The sequence below is a fragment of the Fructobacillus sp. ChS1-6f1-1-27 genome (assembly GCF_059579415.1).
The window spans coordinates 142,616-159,572 of record NZ_JCAOER010000002.1 but is presented as its reverse complement, the minus strand read 5'-3'; the positions used below and the strand labels follow the sequence as shown (position 1 = coordinate 159,572).

At 47.1% G+C, this 16,957-nt stretch carries 19 protein-coding genes; 3 read left to right on the top strand and 16 right to left on the bottom strand.

All coding sequences use genetic code 11. The features are described 5' to 3' along the window. The 10 genes from AC5162_RS01855 to AC5162_RS01810 all read right to left on the bottom strand — a co-directional run bounded on the left by AC5162_RS01855 (nt 1) and on the right by AC5162_RS01810 (nt 7,571). Nucleotides 1-648 carry a redox-sensing transcriptional repressor Rex gene (locus AC5162_RS01855; RefSeq protein ID WP_496533559.1) on the bottom strand — a complete coding sequence of 216 codons (648 nt, stop codon included), beginning with the start codon at nt 646-648 and terminating at the stop codon, nt 1-3. An 88-nt stretch (nt 649-736) separates the two neighbouring features. Continuing rightward, nucleotides 737-1,768, bottom strand: coding sequence for a tRNA (adenosine(37)-N6)-threonylcarbamoyltransferase complex transferase subunit TsaD (gene tsaD, locus AC5162_RS01850; protein ID WP_496533558.1), 1,032 nt, complete (start codon nt 1,766-1,768; stop codon nt 737-739). Continuing rightward, nucleotides 1,765-2,184, bottom strand: a complete 420-nt coding sequence (locus tag AC5162_RS01845; RefSeq protein WP_496533557.1) for a GNAT family N-acetyltransferase — start codon at nt 2,182-2,184, stop codon at nt 1,765-1,767. The genes tsaD and AC5162_RS01845 overlap by 4 nt, the downstream gene beginning before the upstream one ends. Continuing rightward, nucleotides 2,174-2,725 (bottom strand): ribosomal protein S18-alanine N-acetyltransferase, encoded by a 552-nt coding sequence (gene rimI / locus AC5162_RS01840; protein ID WP_496533556.1) that lies wholly within the window; start codon nt 2,723-2,725, stop codon nt 2,174-2,176. Before rimI ends, AC5162_RS01845 begins: the two co-directional genes overlap by 11 nt. Next, nucleotides 2,709-3,467, bottom strand: a complete 759-nt coding sequence (tsaB, locus tag AC5162_RS01835) for a tRNA (adenosine(37)-N6)-threonylcarbamoyltransferase complex dimerization subunit type 1 TsaB (RefSeq protein WP_496533555.1) — start codon at nt 3,465-3,467, stop codon at nt 2,709-2,711. The genes rimI and tsaB overlap by 17 nt, the downstream gene beginning before the upstream one ends. A 133-nt stretch (nt 3,468-3,600) precedes the next feature. Next, nucleotides 3,601-3,870, bottom strand: a complete 270-nt coding sequence (locus AC5162_RS01830; RefSeq protein WP_496533554.1) for a phosphocarrier protein HPr — start codon at nt 3,868-3,870, stop codon at nt 3,601-3,603. Between the two features lie 79 nt (nt 3,871-3,949). Then, nucleotides 3,950-4,963: an L-threonylcarbamoyladenylate synthase gene (locus tag AC5162_RS01825; protein WP_496533553.1), complete on the bottom strand. Its 1,014-nt coding sequence runs from the start codon at nt 4,961-4,963 to the stop codon at nt 3,950-3,952. Further along, a complete protein-coding gene (prmC, locus tag AC5162_RS01820; RefSeq protein ID WP_496533552.1) occupies nt 4,960-5,895 on the bottom strand; it encodes a peptide chain release factor N(5)-glutamine methyltransferase in 936 nt (311 codons plus the stop codon). The genes AC5162_RS01825 and prmC overlap by 4 nt, the downstream gene beginning before the upstream one ends. Next, nucleotides 5,895-6,971: a peptide chain release factor 1 gene (gene prfA, locus AC5162_RS01815; protein WP_496533551.1), complete on the bottom strand. Its 1,077-nt coding sequence runs from the start codon at nt 6,969-6,971 to the stop codon at nt 5,895-5,897. Before prfA ends, prmC begins: the two co-directional genes overlap by 1 nt. A gap of 9 nt (nt 6,972-6,980) precedes the next feature. After that, the gene (locus AC5162_RS01810) at nt 6,981-7,571 is read right to left on the bottom strand and encodes a thymidine kinase (protein WP_496533550.1); all 591 of its coding nucleotides are present in this window, start codon (nt 7,569-7,571) and stop codon (nt 6,981-6,983) included. Nucleotides 7,572-7,713: 142 nt separating this feature from the next. On the opposite strand from AC5162_RS01810, the gene AC5162_RS01805 reads away from it, so the two are divergent. Together AC5162_RS01805 and AC5162_RS01800 are read left to right on the top strand one after the other, a co-directional pair. Then, nucleotides 7,714-9,072, top strand: a complete 1,359-nt coding sequence (locus AC5162_RS01805; RefSeq protein ID WP_496533549.1) for a MurT ligase domain-containing protein — start codon at nt 7,714-7,716, stop codon at nt 9,070-9,072. Beyond that, complete coding sequence (locus AC5162_RS01800) at nt 9,072-9,803, top strand: type 1 glutamine amidotransferase (RefSeq protein WP_496533548.1); 732 nt, start codon at nt 9,072-9,074, stop codon at nt 9,801-9,803. Before AC5162_RS01805 ends, AC5162_RS01800 begins: the two co-directional genes overlap by 1 nt. A gap of 59 nt (nt 9,804-9,862) precedes the next feature. Here the strand turns inward: AC5162_RS01800 and AC5162_RS01795 are convergent, their stop codons facing one another. Next, nucleotides 9,863-11,707, bottom strand: a complete 1,845-nt coding sequence (locus AC5162_RS01795) for an APC family permease (protein ID WP_496533547.1) — start codon at nt 11,705-11,707, stop codon at nt 9,863-9,865. Between the two features lie 282 nt (nt 11,708-11,989). On the opposite strand from AC5162_RS01795, the gene AC5162_RS01790 reads away from it, so the two are divergent. Then, entirely contained in the window at nt 11,990-12,319 is a 330-nt protein-coding gene (locus AC5162_RS01790; RefSeq protein ID WP_496533546.1) for a thioredoxin family protein, read from the top strand. A 59-nt stretch (nt 12,320-12,378) separates the two neighbouring features. Here the strand turns inward: AC5162_RS01790 and AC5162_RS01785 are convergent, their stop codons facing one another. The 5 genes from AC5162_RS01785 to alr form a co-directional block, all read right to left on the bottom strand. After that, entirely contained in the window at nt 12,379-13,236 is an 858-nt protein-coding gene (locus tag AC5162_RS01785; protein WP_496533545.1) for a S1C family serine protease, read from the bottom strand. Nucleotides 13,237-13,263: 27 nt separating this feature from the next. Continuing rightward, a complete protein-coding gene (locus AC5162_RS01780) occupies nt 13,264-14,595 on the bottom strand; it encodes a sensor histidine kinase (protein WP_496533544.1) in 1,332 nt (443 codons plus the stop codon). Further along, entirely contained in the window at nt 14,579-15,277 is a 699-nt protein-coding gene (locus tag AC5162_RS01775) for a response regulator transcription factor (RefSeq protein WP_496533543.1), read from the bottom strand. The genes AC5162_RS01780 and AC5162_RS01775 overlap by 17 nt, the downstream gene beginning before the upstream one ends. A 96-nt stretch (nt 15,278-15,373) precedes the next feature. After that, a complete protein-coding gene (locus AC5162_RS01770) occupies nt 15,374-15,736 on the bottom strand; it encodes a type II toxin-antitoxin system PemK/MazF family toxin (protein ID WP_496533542.1) in 363 nt (120 codons plus the stop codon). Nucleotides 15,737-15,797: 61 nt separating this feature from the next. Continuing rightward, nucleotides 15,798-16,940: an alanine racemase gene (gene alr, locus AC5162_RS01765; protein WP_496533541.1), complete on the bottom strand. Its 1,143-nt coding sequence runs from the start codon at nt 16,938-16,940 to the stop codon at nt 15,798-15,800. Nucleotides 16,941-16,957: the final 17 nt, after the last annotated feature.

Sequence of the window (16,957 nt, the reverse complement as noted above, 5' to 3'; positions counted from 1 at the left end):
TTACTTTCCTGTCGTAATTGAACCGTAGTTTTGGATAAAGTAAACCAAGGTCTGCAACTCATTGGTCAAATCAACGTTTTGAACGCGAACGCCCTTGGGTACTGAAACCCGAAGTGGCGTAAAGTTCATAATTCCCTTGACACCAGCCTTCACCAAAGTATCCGTGATATCTTGGGCAGCTTCTTGTGGGACGGTCAAAATCGCAATGTTAATCCGTTGAGCCTTAATCTGTTCTTCCAGTTCGGCCATGTCATAGATTGGCACTCCTGACAGGATTTTGCCGCGGTTTTCGTTGATATCAAAAGCCGCTGCGATCCGCATATTTGATGATTGGTGGAAGTTAAAGTTCAACAAGGCTTGGCCCAAGTGACCAACCCCAATCAAAGCCACGTTAATCAAAGAATTCTGGTCCAAAACATTGGCAAAGAACTTCAACAAGGCCGCTACGTCGTAGCCATAGCCCCGCTTACCCAAGGCACCAAAGTATGAAAAGTCACGGCGAATCGTGGCGGCATCAAACTTAGTCGCTTCGGCTAATTCTGCAGATGAAATCCGGCTAGTACCAGCATCATCTAAGAAGGTTAAATAACGGTAATAGATGGGCAGCCGTTTGGCAGTCGCCCGTGGAATTTGTACTTGGTCGTCCATAGCGTCTCCATTTCACTTTGTGAACTTAATTGTATTAATTATAGCATAGTTTTAGGCTTTCACAATTAATTCGCTCAATTTTCACAAATCAATCAGCCCTGTTTTCATCGGCCCGCAACGGGAAGTCTAACCCGGGATGCGTGTTCAAATCAAGGTCGGCAAAAACCCCATCTTGGAAGTTCAAATACCCAGCTGCACCAATCATCGCCGCATTGTCACCGGTATATTCTTTTGGTACCGGAATAAAGGTCGTTTCGGGGAATCTTTCAAGCAGGGTGGTCAGGGCTTTCCGCAAACCAGAATTGGCAGCAACCCCGCCAGCCAAGACAAAGGACTTCACTTGAAAGTCAGACAAAGCCCGCTTGGTCCGACCAACCAAAGCCTTGATGACTGCAGCTTGGAAAGAAGCCGCAAGGTCAGCTTTCTCAATAGTTTCACCACGCTGTTCTGCATTGTGAACCTGGTTGATCACGGCTGACTTCAAGCCAGAAAAGGAAAAGTCATAGCCAGCTTCCTTCGCCATCGCCTGAGGAAAGTCGATAGTAACCTGACCCTGAGCAGCTAACTCATCAATCGCCTTACCGGCCGGGTAAGGCAGGTCTAAGAGTCGGCCAACCTTGTCATAAGATTCACCGGCTGCGTCATCAAAGGTCTCACCTAAGATTTGGAAGTCGTTGGCTTTTTCCATCAAGACCAACTCGGTGTGCCCACCCGAAACCATCAGGGCTAAAGCCGGGTACTGGATTGGTTCATTAAAGTTAGCCGCTGAAATGTGTCCCGCCAAGTGGTTCACCGGAATCAAAGGCAAGTCGTGGGCCATCGCAAAGGTTTTGGCCCCCATCAAACCGACTAGCAAAGAGCCAACCAGGCCAGGACCGTAGGTGACTGCCACCCCATCTAAGTCACTGGGGTTAATTTTAGCATCGGCCAGGGCAATATCGAGGGTTTTAGTAATCCATTCCAAGTGGTGGCGGGAAGCCACTTCTGGCACAATCCCGCCAAAGCGTTGGTGAGAATTAATTTGAGTAGCAACGGCATTACTCAGCACCGTCTTGCCATCTTTGACAACAGCGACCGACGTTTCATCAGCGCTTGATTCAAATGCAATTAAAGTTGTCATAGAATTTTCTCCATTAAAATCGCCGTTTGCCCGTCATGGTAGTAATTCTTTCGACTAGCATAGCGGTCAAAGCCAAATTTTTCATACAAGGCCCGGGCCGCCTGGTTATTTTCGGCCACTTCCAAATACACCTTGACCCCCGCCGCCAAATTCGACAGCATCTGCTCGATCAATCGGCTGGCAATCCCTTGTCGCATCCGGTCTGGTGCCACCGCTAAAAAGCCCAGGTCAACTTCATCCAGAATTTGCCGGTAGGACAAAAAGCCCGCTCCGTCAGCTGCTAAGAGGTAAGTCACCTGCCCGCGTTCCAACTGACCTTTAATAAAGGTCAGTGGCACTTGGTCAGTGCCAAAGGCCGCTAAAGCAAGTGCATGAATCTGACCAGCATCCTCAATTGTCGCTTTTTCAATGTTCAAGGTCTAGCACCATCGAAATTGCATCTTCCTTGTTATCAAAATAGTAGTGTTCAATCACATCTTGGACCCGAAAACCATGCCGGTCATACAAGGACAGGGCCCCAGTGTTAGACCGCCTTGCTTCCAAAGAAAGGGTTGGCAGACCGATTTCTCGGGCAACCGCCTTCGCCGTGTTAATCAAGTAAGACCCAACTTGGCGGCCCTGCCAAACAGGTAAGACAGCCAAGTTAGCAATATGTAAGTCTTGGACCAAGTCCCGCCGAACTAAGGCAATAAAGGCGACCACCTGGTCATTTTTCAAAGCAACTAGGTACAAGCGGTCTTTTTCCTGGGTTAACTCGTGGTAAAAATCCCGTGATACCCAGGGGGCATAACCGTTATAAACGGCTTCTTGGATGGCGACTAAGCCAGGAATATCTGAAACGGTCGCAACTCGTAAAAATAATTCTTCGCCAGCACTTTCAAAGGTTTCACTAGGAAAGTGGATTAGTCGTTGGGCGACCGGCTTTTCTTTTGATTTCTTTCTAAACTTCAAAAACATAGGGCTTTTCCATTGGTTGGTTTTGGTGGTTTTGTTCCCAGTTTAATTCGGCCTGGGTCTTCCGTAAGTAAGATGGAGTGAGGTTGGCAATATCAGCCACTGGTTTGGCATTTTTGGCCAAAGCTACCAGGCCAGTCCCTGTTGGCAAGGACTGGCCATGGTCCAAAATTTCCAAGGTCAAAGATGACAAACCTTCGGTTAATTCTTCAACGAAGTGGTCGCCATCACCAACAACTGTTACGGGTTCGCCAACCTGTAAGACCAAGTCAAGCACTTCTTCCAGCGGATAGTGGCCATCTTCTAAGACCGTCACACCCCCTAAGTAAGCCCCAGCAAAAACATTTTGGTTGCGGGCATCAAACATGGCCAGTACCACCGTATCCTTGGGTGCCGGTTGGTTAGCTGCCACCGCCTGGTCCTGCTTTGCCAGTCGGACCTGTTCAGCCAAACTTTGCAAAGAAGAAATAGCCAACAGCGGCTTTTGTAACGTATCGGCTAAGACTTTTCCGACCGTCAGACCAATCCGCAAACCGGTAAAAGAACCAGGTCCTTTAGCAACGGCGATTTGGTCGATTTCTGCTAATACCCAGCCTTGCTTGGCTAGCAAATCTTTAGCAGCTGGTAAAAGATCAATTGAATGGTTTTTAGGTTTATCTGTTTGAAAGCTGGCCACCAACTGGTCATCCTGTGCTAAGGCGACCAATAAGGGTTGGTTACTCGTATCAATCAATAGTGTTTTCATCCAAGTCCTCCACCAGTCAACTGGGCATTTTTATCCGCTTTTGACTTACACTTAGTTTACTAAAAATGGGTTTTAATGCCAACAAAAAAAGCCGCAATCGGCGACTTTTTGAAAAGACTAATTAGCCTGTAAATTACTTGGCCAAACCTTCGTCCTTCATAACTTTTGAAACGGCTTCCAAAGCGTCCTTGGCGTCATCCCCATCGGCCTTGATGGTTACATCAGCGTTGTGACCAACACCAAGTGACATCACACCCATGATTGACTTCAAGTTAACTTCCTTACCTTGGTATGACAGGGTCACTTCAGCGGTGAACTTTGAGGCAGCTTGTACTAACAAAGTTGCTGGGCGTGCGTGGATACCCGTTTCTGAAATGATGTTAAATTCTTTTGTTTCTGCCATGTTTTTTCTCCTTTTTGGAAAAGTCTTGTGCTTGACTTTAGTTTATCAAAGCGCTTACAAAATAGCAAGGTCAATCTCTTTATGACGGGTCAAAGACCTGGCCCGCGCTGGCTTTACCCAGGCGGTTGTTGTAAGCCTTCCCTAACCCAGTGGCCGGCATCGACTGAACGAAAATCTTACTAATTGCTTTTTGGTCATCAAAGTACCGCAAGCCGGCAAAGAGGTTTTCACTAGCAGAGTGCAAGTCTTCACCCAAAGACCAAGAAGGTTGGTCAGCAGCCAGGGTTTCTAGCAATGGGTTTTGAGCCATTACCGCTTCATCAGGCTGCAACTGGTCCTTCAAGTCACTAAAATCCAAAGGGTCAAAGACCACCACTGGCTTGTCTGGAGCATAGTGGCGGTACTTCATCCCCGGTGCTTTTGGCACTTGGTCAGCGGCCAGAGACTTCGTTGAGGTCCCGTCAATCACGGTTTCACCCAAGGCTTTTTCTAACCACTTCTGGTCAACAGCCCCGGTCCGTAAAATCGTTGGTTTTTCCGCCGTCAAATCCAAGACCGTTGATTCGACCCCAACCTGGGTGGGGCCATCGTCTAGGACTGCCGCAACCTTCCCATCCATATCGTGGTGAACGTGGGCGGCTGTTGTCGGTGACGGCTTACCAGACAAGTTAGCCGATGGCCCAACAATTGGGAAACCAGCCTGCTTAATTAACTGCCGAGTGGCTTCGTTATCTGGCATCCGGACAGCCGCTGTTTGGAGACCCCCGGTAACCAGCATTGAAACCGCGCCTTCTTTAATCGGCAAGATGATTGTCAAAGACCCTGGCCAAAAGAGTTTCATCAATTCTCGGGCTTTATCCGAGACCTGGACGTAAGGTTCTAACTGGGACAAACCGCCAACCGTCATAATCAGCGGGTTATCGGCTGGACGGCCCTTGGCCGTAAAGACCTTTTGGACCGCTTCATCGTTGGTCGCATCTGCTCCCAAGCCATAAACGGTTTCCGTTGGAAAGGCGACAACTTCCCCATCTTTTAAGAGGTCAGCTGCTTTCTTGATATCTGTTGAATTGTTTTGTAAATTTTCTGTTTTCATTTCGTTAATTCGACCTTTAACATCCGGTCTAAGCCGGCCAAGTCCTGTTTCAAGGTGACTTTAGCTGCTGGCAAGGCTTCCTGGAAGACCTTTTTCAAGGCCTCGCCTTGGTCATAGCCAATTTCAAAGTAGGCCCGACCAACCGGATTGAGGTGGAAAGCCAAGTTCTTGGCCATTTGCTTGTATAAATAAAGGCCCTGGTCTGGCGCGTACAAAGCCAGGTCTGGCTCGTATTTAACCACCGACTCATCCATCTCATCTTGGCCATCTTCTTTAATATATGGCGGGTTGGACACCACAATATCAAAAAGCTGACCGTCAAAGGCAGAAAAGAGGTCGGACTCAACCAAACCAACCCGGTCTTGCAGGGCCAGCCGGTTCCGGTTCGCTTTCGCCACCGTCAAAGCATCGCGAGAAATATCTGCTCCCAAAACTTGTAGGGCAGGATTTTCGGCAGCCAGGGTCAAGGCGATTGCTCCCGACCCAGTCCCAACATCTAAGACAGTAACAGGTCCGACTTGGCCAGCCTGTTCATCAGCCTTCAAGTCAGCCAAGATCCAGTCAACCAGAAGTTCAGTTTCTGGTCTTGGGATTAAGACCCGGACATCGACCTGGAAGTCCCGGCCATAAAAGGGTGCTTCACCCAAAATATACTGGGCGGGTTCTTCCTTGATAAGCTTCGCAATCCAGGTTGGCCACCGTTCGGCCAGCCAAGGGTGCATTTGCCGGGTGATGTTGGCGCGAAGCATCCCGTAGTTCACTTTTAGAGCACCAGTTAACAAGAAGTCAACGTTATCAACGGCTTGATCTGGGTCTTGGCCGGCCTGTTGCAACTCTTGCAGAGCCCACTTCCGAGCTTCCAACAAAGAAATCTTGACCGGTTTGGTGATCGCCCCACGGCGGGGGCTTTTTTCAGGTTCAACGCCAGCCATTACTTGTTCAACTCAGCTAACTTGGCCGTTTGTTCGGCCAAAACTAGGGCATCGATAATTTCTTCCAGGTCACCACCAATAATCTTATCCAACTTGTTTAAAGTCAGACCAATCCGGTGGTCAGTGACCCGGTTTTGTGGGTAGTTATAGGTCCGAATCCGTTCCGACCGGGCCCCAGAACCAACGGCCGTCTTCCGCTGTTCAGCATATTCGGCTTCGTTTTGCTGGGCAAAGTGGTCGTAAACCCGGGCATTCAAAATCTTCCAAGCCCGGGCCCGGTTTTGTTGCTGGGACCGTTCATCTTGCATCGCCACCGTAATCCCAGTTGGTTCGTGGGTCAAACGGATGGCAGAAGAAGTCTTGTTAACGTGCTGTCCTCCAGCACCAGATGACCGATAAACGTCTTCTCGGACGTCCTTTGGATCAATCAAACTATCGGCATCAACTTCTTCAAATTCAGGCATGATTCCAACCGTGGCGGTTGAGGTATGGACCCGCCCCTGGGTTTCAGTGGCTGGGACCCGTTGCACTCGGTGGGCACCCGATTCAAACTTCAGCTTCGAATAAACCCGGTCACCAACAATCATGGCAACAACTTCTTTATAACCACCGACTTCAGTCGTCGTTTCATCAACGATTTGCAAAGACCAGCCTTGGCTTTCGGCATAGCGCCGGTACATATCAAGTAAATCAGCCGCAAATAGCGATGACTCATCCCCACCAGCTGCACCACGGATTTCCATAATGATGTTCTTGTCATCATTAGCATCCTTGGGCAGCATCAAGACCTTCAACTGTTCTTCTAATTCAGACTTCTCGGGTTTCAAGGTCGCCAAGTCTTCCTTAGCCAGTTCGCCCATTTCCGCATCGCCTAGTAATTCCTCGGCGTCTTGTAAGTCGGAAACGACCTGTCGGTAGCGTTGGAAAGTCGCCACCGTTTCCCGGATACCACCGGCTTCTTTCGACAGTTCCATATAGTGAGTTGAATCGCCCATTACATCCGGGTCGGCCAACATTTGGTTTAATTCATCATAGCGGTCGACAACGGCCTGCAATTGTTCAAAAATCGGATCCATTCTAGCTCCTTAGTTCTTTGGAATCATATTAATAATTGGGTGGTGCCAGTGGTACCGGCAGGTTGGCAAGTAAGACTCATCTCCACCGATTTGGACCTGGTCACCTGAGTATTGGGGGGTTCCATTCGCAATCCGCAACTGGGTTGTCGCCTTCTTACCGCAAAACGAGCAAATCGTTTTCATTTCATCTAACTTATCAGCAACTTCAATTAAACGCTTTGAACCAGCAAACAGGTGGTTGAAGGCGTCTTGCTTCAAACCAAAAGTCATCACTGGCAAATCCAAGTCGTCAACGACTTTAGCCAACTGATCAACTTGGTCTGGTGTCAAAAATTGGGCTTCATCAACTAAGACGACTGCCAATTCCTTGGATTCTGCTGCCTCAATCATTTCAAAGAGGTTGTCTTCTTCATCCACAACCGTTGCTTCACGCTTTAAGCCAATTCGAGAGGCAATCATGCCAACCCCGTCCCGGTCATCAACTAACGGCGTTAATAACATCACCTTTTTACCCTGGGACTCATAGTTATGAGCCACCTTCAAGATTTCAATTGACTTACCAGAGCCCATTGCCCCGTATTCAAAGTACAGTTGTGCCACGAACTTCCCCACCATTTCCAAAATATTCTATCCCTATTATTATAGCAATTTTTGTCCGATAAGACGACAGCCCAGACCGGTTTAGGGCAAAAATTAGGCGGTCATGGTAAAATATATTCTTAGAAACAAGGGGGATTATCTCATGTCTTTAAAAAGCCAAACGGCCAAGTGGACTGCCAAAAGCAGCCACTTCTTCTTACACTCAATTTTAAAGCGGGGCGGGACCTCTTTACCCGGCAAGCTCGCTGTTAAAATTGACCCGGATGTCTTAAACTCCGTCAATTCTGAATTTGACCTCGTCGTTGTGACTGGGACCAACGGCAAAACCCTAACGACCGCCTTAGTGACCCGGGTCTTAGAAGCTGGTGGCTATTCAGTCATCACCAACCCCTCTGGGTCAAACATGGTCCAAGGAATTGCCGGCACGCTGTTAACCACCAAGGTCAAGCCTTCACCAAACGGCAAAAAGCCGGTGGCTGTCTTAGAAGTCGACGAAGCCAACGTTTTGTCACTAACCAAGGCCATAAAACCCAAGTACTTCGTCCTAACCAACCTTTTCCGTGACCAGTTAGACCGTTATGGCGAAATCTATACCACTTATGACAAGATTATCGCCGGGATTAACGAAGCACCGGAAGCAACGGTGATCACCAATGCTGATTCACCAATTTTTGCCCGCGGTCAGTACCCAAACAAGCGGGTCTATTATGGTTTTGACCACGTAAAAGAACCAGACTGGCAAGACTTAAAGGCGCCAACTAATACCGATGGGATTTTGTCGCCGACGGACCACTCGGTTTTGCACTACCAATACATCACCTATGCTAACTTGGGCAAGTACTTCTCCGTGACGGACAGCTTTAAGCGCCCAGCTTTAGACTATGCCGTCACTTCGTTGGATAAGCTCACCCCGAAGTCATCAAGCTTTAGCATCGACAACACCCCTTACCAAATCGCCATCGGCGGTTTGTACAACATTTACAACGCCCTTGCCGCCTATGCAGTTGGCCGAGTCTTTGACGTTTCCCAAGCAGAAATCAAGACCGCCTTTGAAGAAGACAAGCAAGTCTTTGGCCGTCAGGAATCTGTCCAGGTCGGTGACAAAAACGTCACCATTTTACTCATTAAAAACCCAGTTGGAACCAACTCCGTGATTGATATGATGGAAACGGAAGAAAAACCTTTCTCATTAATCACCCTGTTAAACGCCAACTACGCTGATGGGATTGATACCTCTTGGATTTGGGATGCGGAATTTGAAAAGCTCCACGATTCTAAGCTCGTCTCCCTCTCAACTGGGGGTGAACGGTACCAGGACTTGACCGTTCGTTTGAAGATGGCTGGTTTTGATTTGGCCGGGACATACCAAAAGACTGAAGATATCTTAAAAGCAATCGAAGAAGCCCCAACAAACAAGGTTTACTTAGCCGCCACCTACACGGCGATGCTACAAATCCGGGCCGTTTTAAAGGCTAAAGGCTACATCAAGGAGGAATTCTAATGGCAGACTACACGTTAAACCTCGCCCACCTCTACGGTGACTTAATGAACACCTACGGTGACTATGGCAACATCATCGCCTTAAAGTACTACGCTAAGCAAATCGGCGTTGAAATTGATGACCAATTGGTTTCTTTGTCCGATGACTTTGACCCCAAAGCTTATGACTTTGTCTTGTTTGGCGGGGGTCAGGACTACGAAGAAACAATTGTTGCCAAAGACTTAAAGGGCAAGGCCGAAGGTTTGAAGGAATACATCGAAGATGATGGCCCTCTCTTGGCCGTCTGCGGCGGCTTCCAACTCCTTGGTCACTACATGGAAATGGCAGACGGGTCCAAGGTCGATGGAATCGGCGTGATGGACCACTATACCACCAACATGACGGCTGACGAGGTTAAAACCTTAAAAGGCGCTCGGTTAACCGGTGATATTGTCATTAAAAACAACGAAACTGGCGAAGAATACCACGGTTTTGAAAACCACCAAGGTCGGACGTTCCTAGGTAAAGGCGAAAAAGCCCTTGGGACCGTCACCACCGGCCAGGGCAACAACGGGATGGATGGCAGCGAAGGCGTGATTTACCACAACGTCTACGGGTCATACTTCCACGGCCCAATTTTCACCCGGAACGGGAACTTGGCTAAACGGGTCTTAGCGACTGCTTTGACACGGAAGTACAAAGATATTGATTGGACCGCTAAGTTGGCACCAATCGCCGCTGAAACTTTTTAATGAACTGACAAATAAAAACGCCTGACGACAATGCCGTCAGGCGTTTTTCTGTAATTCGATTATTCCGATAAGTGGTAATAATAAGTTGAAATTGAGATGTTATCCATCGTTGACAAAGCGGCCCGCAACCGAAGCGATGACTGATTATGCAAGATGTTTTGCCAAGGCTTCTTTGGCACAAACTGTGGCAAAATGACCGTGACCGAGTGGTTGATCTTTTCAGACTGGCGGGAAACCTTCGTGACAAAGCGCGTAATCGGCTTCACAATTGACCGGTACGAAGTATGAACATCGACATAGCGGACATCTGGAAAGTCTTTTTCAAACAAATCGGCAATTTTCGCCTCTTTTTCCGGGTTAATATCAAAGGAAACGTGCATCGCCACGACCTTGGTTGAGATTGACTGTGCATAGTCAATCGCCTCAGACGTAACCTGAGTCAAGTTTGACACCAGCACAATCGCCGTTGACCCGTCATAGTGGTGGCGGGCTTTATCGTGGTTATCGATATATTGAAGGCGGAGTTGTTTGGAAATTGACGTATAGTGCTTTTTAATCTTAAAGAAGATGAGCAAGACGACTGGCATAATCACAACGTACGGCCAAACATGGGCAAAACGGGTGATAAACAAAACCAAGACCAAGCTACCAGACATAAAGGCCCCTAAGAAATTAATTGAAGCCTTTGCCCACCAAAACCGGGGCTTCAACCGGTGCCAGTGGATAATCATGCCTGACTGTGACAAGGTAAAGGGTACGAAAACCCCAACCGCATAGAGTGGAATTAAATCATCCGTTGACCCATGGAAGATAATCGTTAAGATCATGGCACCAATTGACAAAGACAAGATTCCGTTGGAATAGCCAAGCCGGTCACCCCGGTCCATAAAGAGGTGGGGTAAGTACTTGTCCTTGGCCAAGTTAACCGCCAAAACTGGAAAGGCTGAGAAACCAGTATTGGCAGCAACGGCCAAAATCAAGGCGGTTGCTAATTGAACCATGTAAAAACCAAGGCCATGACCACCGTAGGTAATGGCCGCAATCTGTGACAACACAGTTGAATGTGAATTTGGCCGGATACCGTACCAGTAAGACAGGAAAGTGATGCCAAAGAAGAAGGCCGCCAAAATCAAAGCCATCATCGTCAAGGTCGTAGCAGCATGCTTTTCTTTCGGCGCCTTAAAGTTTGGCACGGCGTTGGAAATGGCTTCGACCCCGGTCAAAGATGATGACCCAGATGAGAAGGCCCGCAAGAAGAAAATCACGGACAAACCAGAAAAGTCGGTACCAATCTTAGCGGCATAGTGGGCCGGTACCGCACCGGTCACAACTTGGTACAAACCGTAAGCAACCGTGACGGCCATCACCATAATAAAAAAGTAAACCGGGACCATCAAGAAATTGGCTGACTCGCGCAACCCACGTAAGTTCATGGTCGTCAACACCCAGATGATCACAATTGATAGCAAGACGGCATAAGGCAGCATGGCTGGAATTGCAGCCGTAATCGCATCTGCAGCGGCAGAAGCTGAAACCGCGACTGTTAACATGTAGTCAACTAAGAGTGAACCACCAGCAACCAGGCCAGCTTTAGACCCCCAATTTTGGCTAGCAACCGTATAGGCCCCACCACCATTGGGGTAAGCGTGAATAATTTGACGGTAAGACATCACAATTGCGGCTAACAAAAGCAAAATCAAGAGGGCGATTGGGAGTTGCAACCATAAAGCAACCGCCCCACCAGCAAGCAAGACAGCTGTAATTGATTCCGTTCCGTAGGCAACCGATGACAAAGCATCCGAAGATAAGAGGGCAAGGGCCTTAGACTTTGACAAGGCTTGGTCAGATGCTTCTAAAGTTTTCAGCGGCTTTCCAATCAGGACACGCTTTAGATTCCGTAACATGTTAATCTCCATCAAATTAGTATCAATTTATTGTACTCCCCTCCTCTAATTAAAAAAAGATTTTTCAGCCAATTCGAACAACTTTTCACAAATATTTTTTTAAAAATCTTCAACTTTTTACCGTTTGTGACTAGACCATTTCTTTTGTTAGCCTTTTCTACTGTTCTTGTTGCAGTTATTATCACGTTTATGCCAAGATTTCGCCTACAATTATTGGGAAAATCACAACTATCCCAATTAATTTTGACTGTGTTATAATGTTCTTCGAAACGGAGGTTATTTATGTACCAACCAGAAAAACACACAGATGATGAAATTCAGGCTTTTGTTACAAAGCCCGGTCGTCAATTGATGTTCTTATCAGCCGACTGGTGCTCTGATTGCAAGGTGATTAAGCCCTTTGTCCAAGCAATCAAGGATGAAGTAACCAAGACCGCCGGCTGGATTGACGCCGACCGCGACGACAACTTGGACTTAGCAAAGAGCTATGGCTTAATGGGTATCCCCTCTTTCGTCTTATTTGAAGATGGCGAGAAGGTTGACCAACTCGGCCACGGTGAACGGCTGATGCCACAGCAAGTAACCGAATGGTACGAAAGTACTTTAAAGTAAAACAAAATAATTTAATTCAAAAAGCCCGACCATGATGGTCGGGCTTTTATTGACTTTATTTATTTGATAAAGGAAGCAACTGTGTTTGAAGGAATGGCAAAGCCCATCCCTTCAATACTTGTATCGGATGAAGAAGCTGAAATCTTGGCTGAGCTAATTCCAATCACTTCGCCGGCCATATTAATCAAAGCCCCACCGGAATTACCTGGGTTAATGGCCGCATCAGTTTGGATGACTTGGATACTCTGGTAATTCGTTTCAGCTGTCGTCAATGTTCGACTTGGTGAGGAAACAATCCCCTTCGTCATCGTTGAGGCATAGGCTGCACCAAGTGGTGATCCCAAGGCCATCACGTGTTGACCTGCCTTTAGAGAGGAACTATCGGCCAACTTGGCAACCGTCTTAAAGGCAGTTGACTTGACTTGGACAACCGCCAAATCCTTGGAAGAATCCGACTTAATAATCGTTCCTTCAACCTTGGTCCCATCTGCCTCAACAATCTGAATGGCATCAGAACCAGAAATTACGTGGTAATTGGTCACAATGTTAACCGTACCGTTTGAGATTTTCACAACTACCCCTGACCCCTGCGAAGCCGTTTCATAGTCGGAAGTCTGCTTATCCTTGGTTTGGTCATTAAAGGCCGCCGTCCCCTGACTCAATGAGGCTGACTTTTGCATGTTTTGGACCGTTACCACGGCATCTTTGACCTTATTATAGGCCGATGTCGCCTGGTCATTACTCTTATAGGCCGTTTTAGCGATTGTCGCGGTCCCAACTGCATTGGTATTCGTTGACAAAGCCAGCCGACTTTGGAACCATGAATTAGGCATAGCGGCTACAAAAACTAAGGCAGACCCTACTAAGAAAGCCACTGCCACGCTAGCGGTATATAAAATTTGACGCTTTGACAGCATGGTGTAGCTTTCCTTTCCAATCAGAATTTAAAGCGGCAGGCTAATGTTAAAGACCGTACCGTGCGGCTCGTTATCACTTACCGTTATCTTACCATTATGTGCCGCAACTATCCATTCGGCAATTGAGAGGCCCAGGCCAGTTCCACCAGTTTCACGGTTACCAGTCTTATCTTCGCGGTAAAAGCGGTCGAAAATGTGCTTTTTGGCGTCGTCCGAAATCCCGCGGCCGGTATCAGCAACTGACAACAGCAAGTGCTTCTTTTCAACACCAGCTTTCATGGTGATGACGGCGCCTTCGTCAGAATACTTCAAGGCATTGTCCATCAACAAGACGAGCAGTTGGTGAATTCGCTTTTGGTCAATCGCCACTTCTTGTGGCACATCCGTTTCAATCGTAACTTCCTTGTCTGAAATTTCACCCATTTCAACGTATGGGGTCATAATCTGGTTTAAGAAAGCAGCGATATCGGTTGGCTCTTTTTCAATTTTGGTCATATTTGACCCGGTTTTAGCCAAAGTCAGCATGTTATTGGTCAAAGAATTTAACCGGCGAACTTCTGACAGTGACAAGATGATGGATTCATATTGGTCTTGAATCGTCGTCTTTGGCTTCGTCAGCATCGTTTCCAACTTTCCCTGAATAACGGCCATTGGCGTCCGCAATTCATGGGCAGCATTGTTCACGAAGTCTTGCTGTTGCTGCCAAGACTTAATAATTGGTTTCATACTCCGTCTCGAGACAAAGAAAGCAAAGAATAAGGCAAAGATAAAGGCCGAAACAAAGGACCAAATCATCACGTCCTGGAACTTTTTCAAATTCAAAACCGTGTCGGTTACATCAACAAAGACGTAGCCATACTTGGCAGAAGTAACGCCGCCCTTGCCATCTGGGACGTAAACCGTATTGGTCTTAAAACGAACTGCTTGTATTCTTAAATAAGAGGTCTTAGTATGAATGGTCTTAGTGGCCTCACCAAGGTCATCCTTATTAAACTTCAAGCCCAAACTCTTAGTGAAAACATTTTTAGAACCATTTGTGCTGGTGACACCCTGGTTTTGGATTTGCTTGCCCGTTTTATCGTAGTAAACAATACTACCACGGTAATCATCTGGCATCCGCTTCTGCTGGCTTGGATCGCCACCCTGGTATTTTTTATCAAGCTTAACTGTTCCGTTTAGCCAGTTGTTTTTCTGGTAAAACTCGACGTACTGGTTGATGACTTTATCTGAACTATCGTAAACCGTAAAAGTATAAACCCAAAAGATTACCCCGGCCAAAAATGAAAAAATCACCATCAGCCCGAGGGCCAGGGTGGAGAAATTATCAATTTGTTGACGGCGGTTAATCAGCTTGGGCATCAGGCACCTCGAGGATAAATCCGATATTACGTAATGTCTTGATCAAGCCACCTTGGCCAACGGCTTCCAGCTTACGGCGTAAGTTGTTCAGGTAGATGTTAACAACGTTGATAGTTGTATCAGAATCAATTCCCCAAACCCGGTCAAAGATTTGGTCACGGGTAACAATAATGTTTTTGTTTTGACCCAAGTAAGTCAAAATATCAAACTCTTTTCCAACCAACTTAACAGATTGACCGTGAACTTGGACACCGCGGTTTTCCAGGTTAATCGTTAATTCACCAACCGTAATCGTGTTATCTTCTGAGTAAACACCTGTTCGACGAAGCAAAGCCTTGACTCGGACCAACAATTCTTCCCGGTGGAAGGGCTTGGTCAAGTAGTCATCGGCCCCAACATTAAAGCCTTCAAGTTTGTCATCCAAAGAATCCTTGGCAGTCAAAATCAAGACGGGAGTTTCAACCTTATCTTCCCGCAAGTTCTTAATGATTTCGAGCCCGTTTTCGCCAGGCAACATCAAATCCGAAATGATCAAATCATAAGGAACTTCTTTTCCTTCAAATTCACCGTCTAAACCATCGTTAACTGCCGTGACATCGGCGAAATCTTCCAAAAAGCCAACAACATTATCAGCCAGGTTCTTGTCATCTTCAATTAATAAGATTTTGATTGCTTTGGCCATACTTGTACTCCTCTTTTTTTGGTTAATATTTTTAACAAAGTTATTCAATAATGTTACTTTAGCAATAATAGATTAAGGTCATATTAAAGCACTATGTCAAAGACCAACGCTGACTTTCAATGACTTAGCTACGTCCTGCATCACTTTCGAATCTGCTGGCAAATGGGCAATCCGGTCGCGCAAACGGTGCTTATCAATTGTTCGGATTTGCTCACACAGGATAACTGAATCCCGTTTCACCCCACCTTGGTCAGCCGGCAAGGAAACATGGGTTGGTAACTTAGCCTTGGCCATCTTTGACGTAATCGCTACAATAATCGTGGTTGGGGCGTTAATGTTGCCCGCATCATTTTGAACAACCAAGACCGGCCTCAAGCCAGACTGTTCCGAACCGATTCCCTGCTTTAAATCCGCATAAAAAACATCGCCACGGCGAACATTTTCATAATCTGCTGTCATATTTTCCCTCTTGATATGTATGGGCCATTGGCCCGTAAATTCTTTATTTCTAATTATACTATTATTTCACGTCAATCCTTGGTACCCGGTTGGAAATTCCGGTTAAGAGTTCGTGTGGAATCGTGTGGCCGTAGTCTGCCAGGTCTTCAATGGTAATTTTTTGGTCGCCGTCTCGACCAACCAGTGTGACGGTTGTTTTAACAGGGACTGGTTCTGATAGTGAAACCACTAACTGGTCCATTGTGACCCGACCCAAGATATGTTCAACCTGGCCATTGACCAAGACCTTTGCCCCGGCTAAAGCTCGTTTGTAACCGTCAGCATAACCAATCGGCACGGTGCCAACCAACTGGTCTTCTTGGGCCACATAAGTAGCGCCATATGATAAAGCTTCACCTTTTTTTAACCGGCGAACTGCCCATATTTGAGCCTGCCAACTTAAGACTGGCTCCAAATCAATCGGGCAGTCCTTCAATGGGTAAGCAGGGTTATAGCCGTACAAGACGGACCCCACCCGGATGGTCTGGGTTGAAATTTCGTTTGAATGGTACAGGGCGGAGCCTGAGTTTGCCAGGTTCCAGTACTTTTCTTCAATACCAACCGCTTGGACCAGGCCCAAAAACTTTTGCTTTTGCCGATCATAGTAAGGTTGGTCATTTTCATCAGCCGTCGAAAAATGGGTGAAAACCGACCCAAGCTGAAAAATGGGTTCTGCTTTAACCAAGTCGTAAATGGCTTGAAGGTCAGAAACCGTTTTAACTCCCATCCGGCCCATACCAGTATCTAAGGCAATGTGAACCGTCAAGGGCTGGTTATTTCCATCCGTTTTCTCAATCACCTTCTTAGCCTCTTGCAGCCAGTCCAATGAGCCAACCGCCGGTTGGAGGTTGGCTTTGGCCATCACAGCTGCTGCGTCGGAATTTTGAATACCAAGTAAGATCACGTTGGTTTGGCCTTTTGGCAAAACGGTCCGAAGGTCTAAGCCTTCTGCTACCGTTGCGACTGCAAAGTCCTTTACCTGTGCTTCTTCAAAAAGAGTTTGACCCACCCAGGTGGCGCCATGACCATAAGCGTTGGCCTTGACGACAGCAATTAAGCGGTTTGCTTTGGCGTGTTTCATCACAGCCAATGCATTATGAACCAGGGCTTTTTTGGAGCGAAAGAAACCGACGCCCCGGTCTTTAAAAGCAGTTTGTTCTGCCATGTTTATTTCCCAATTCC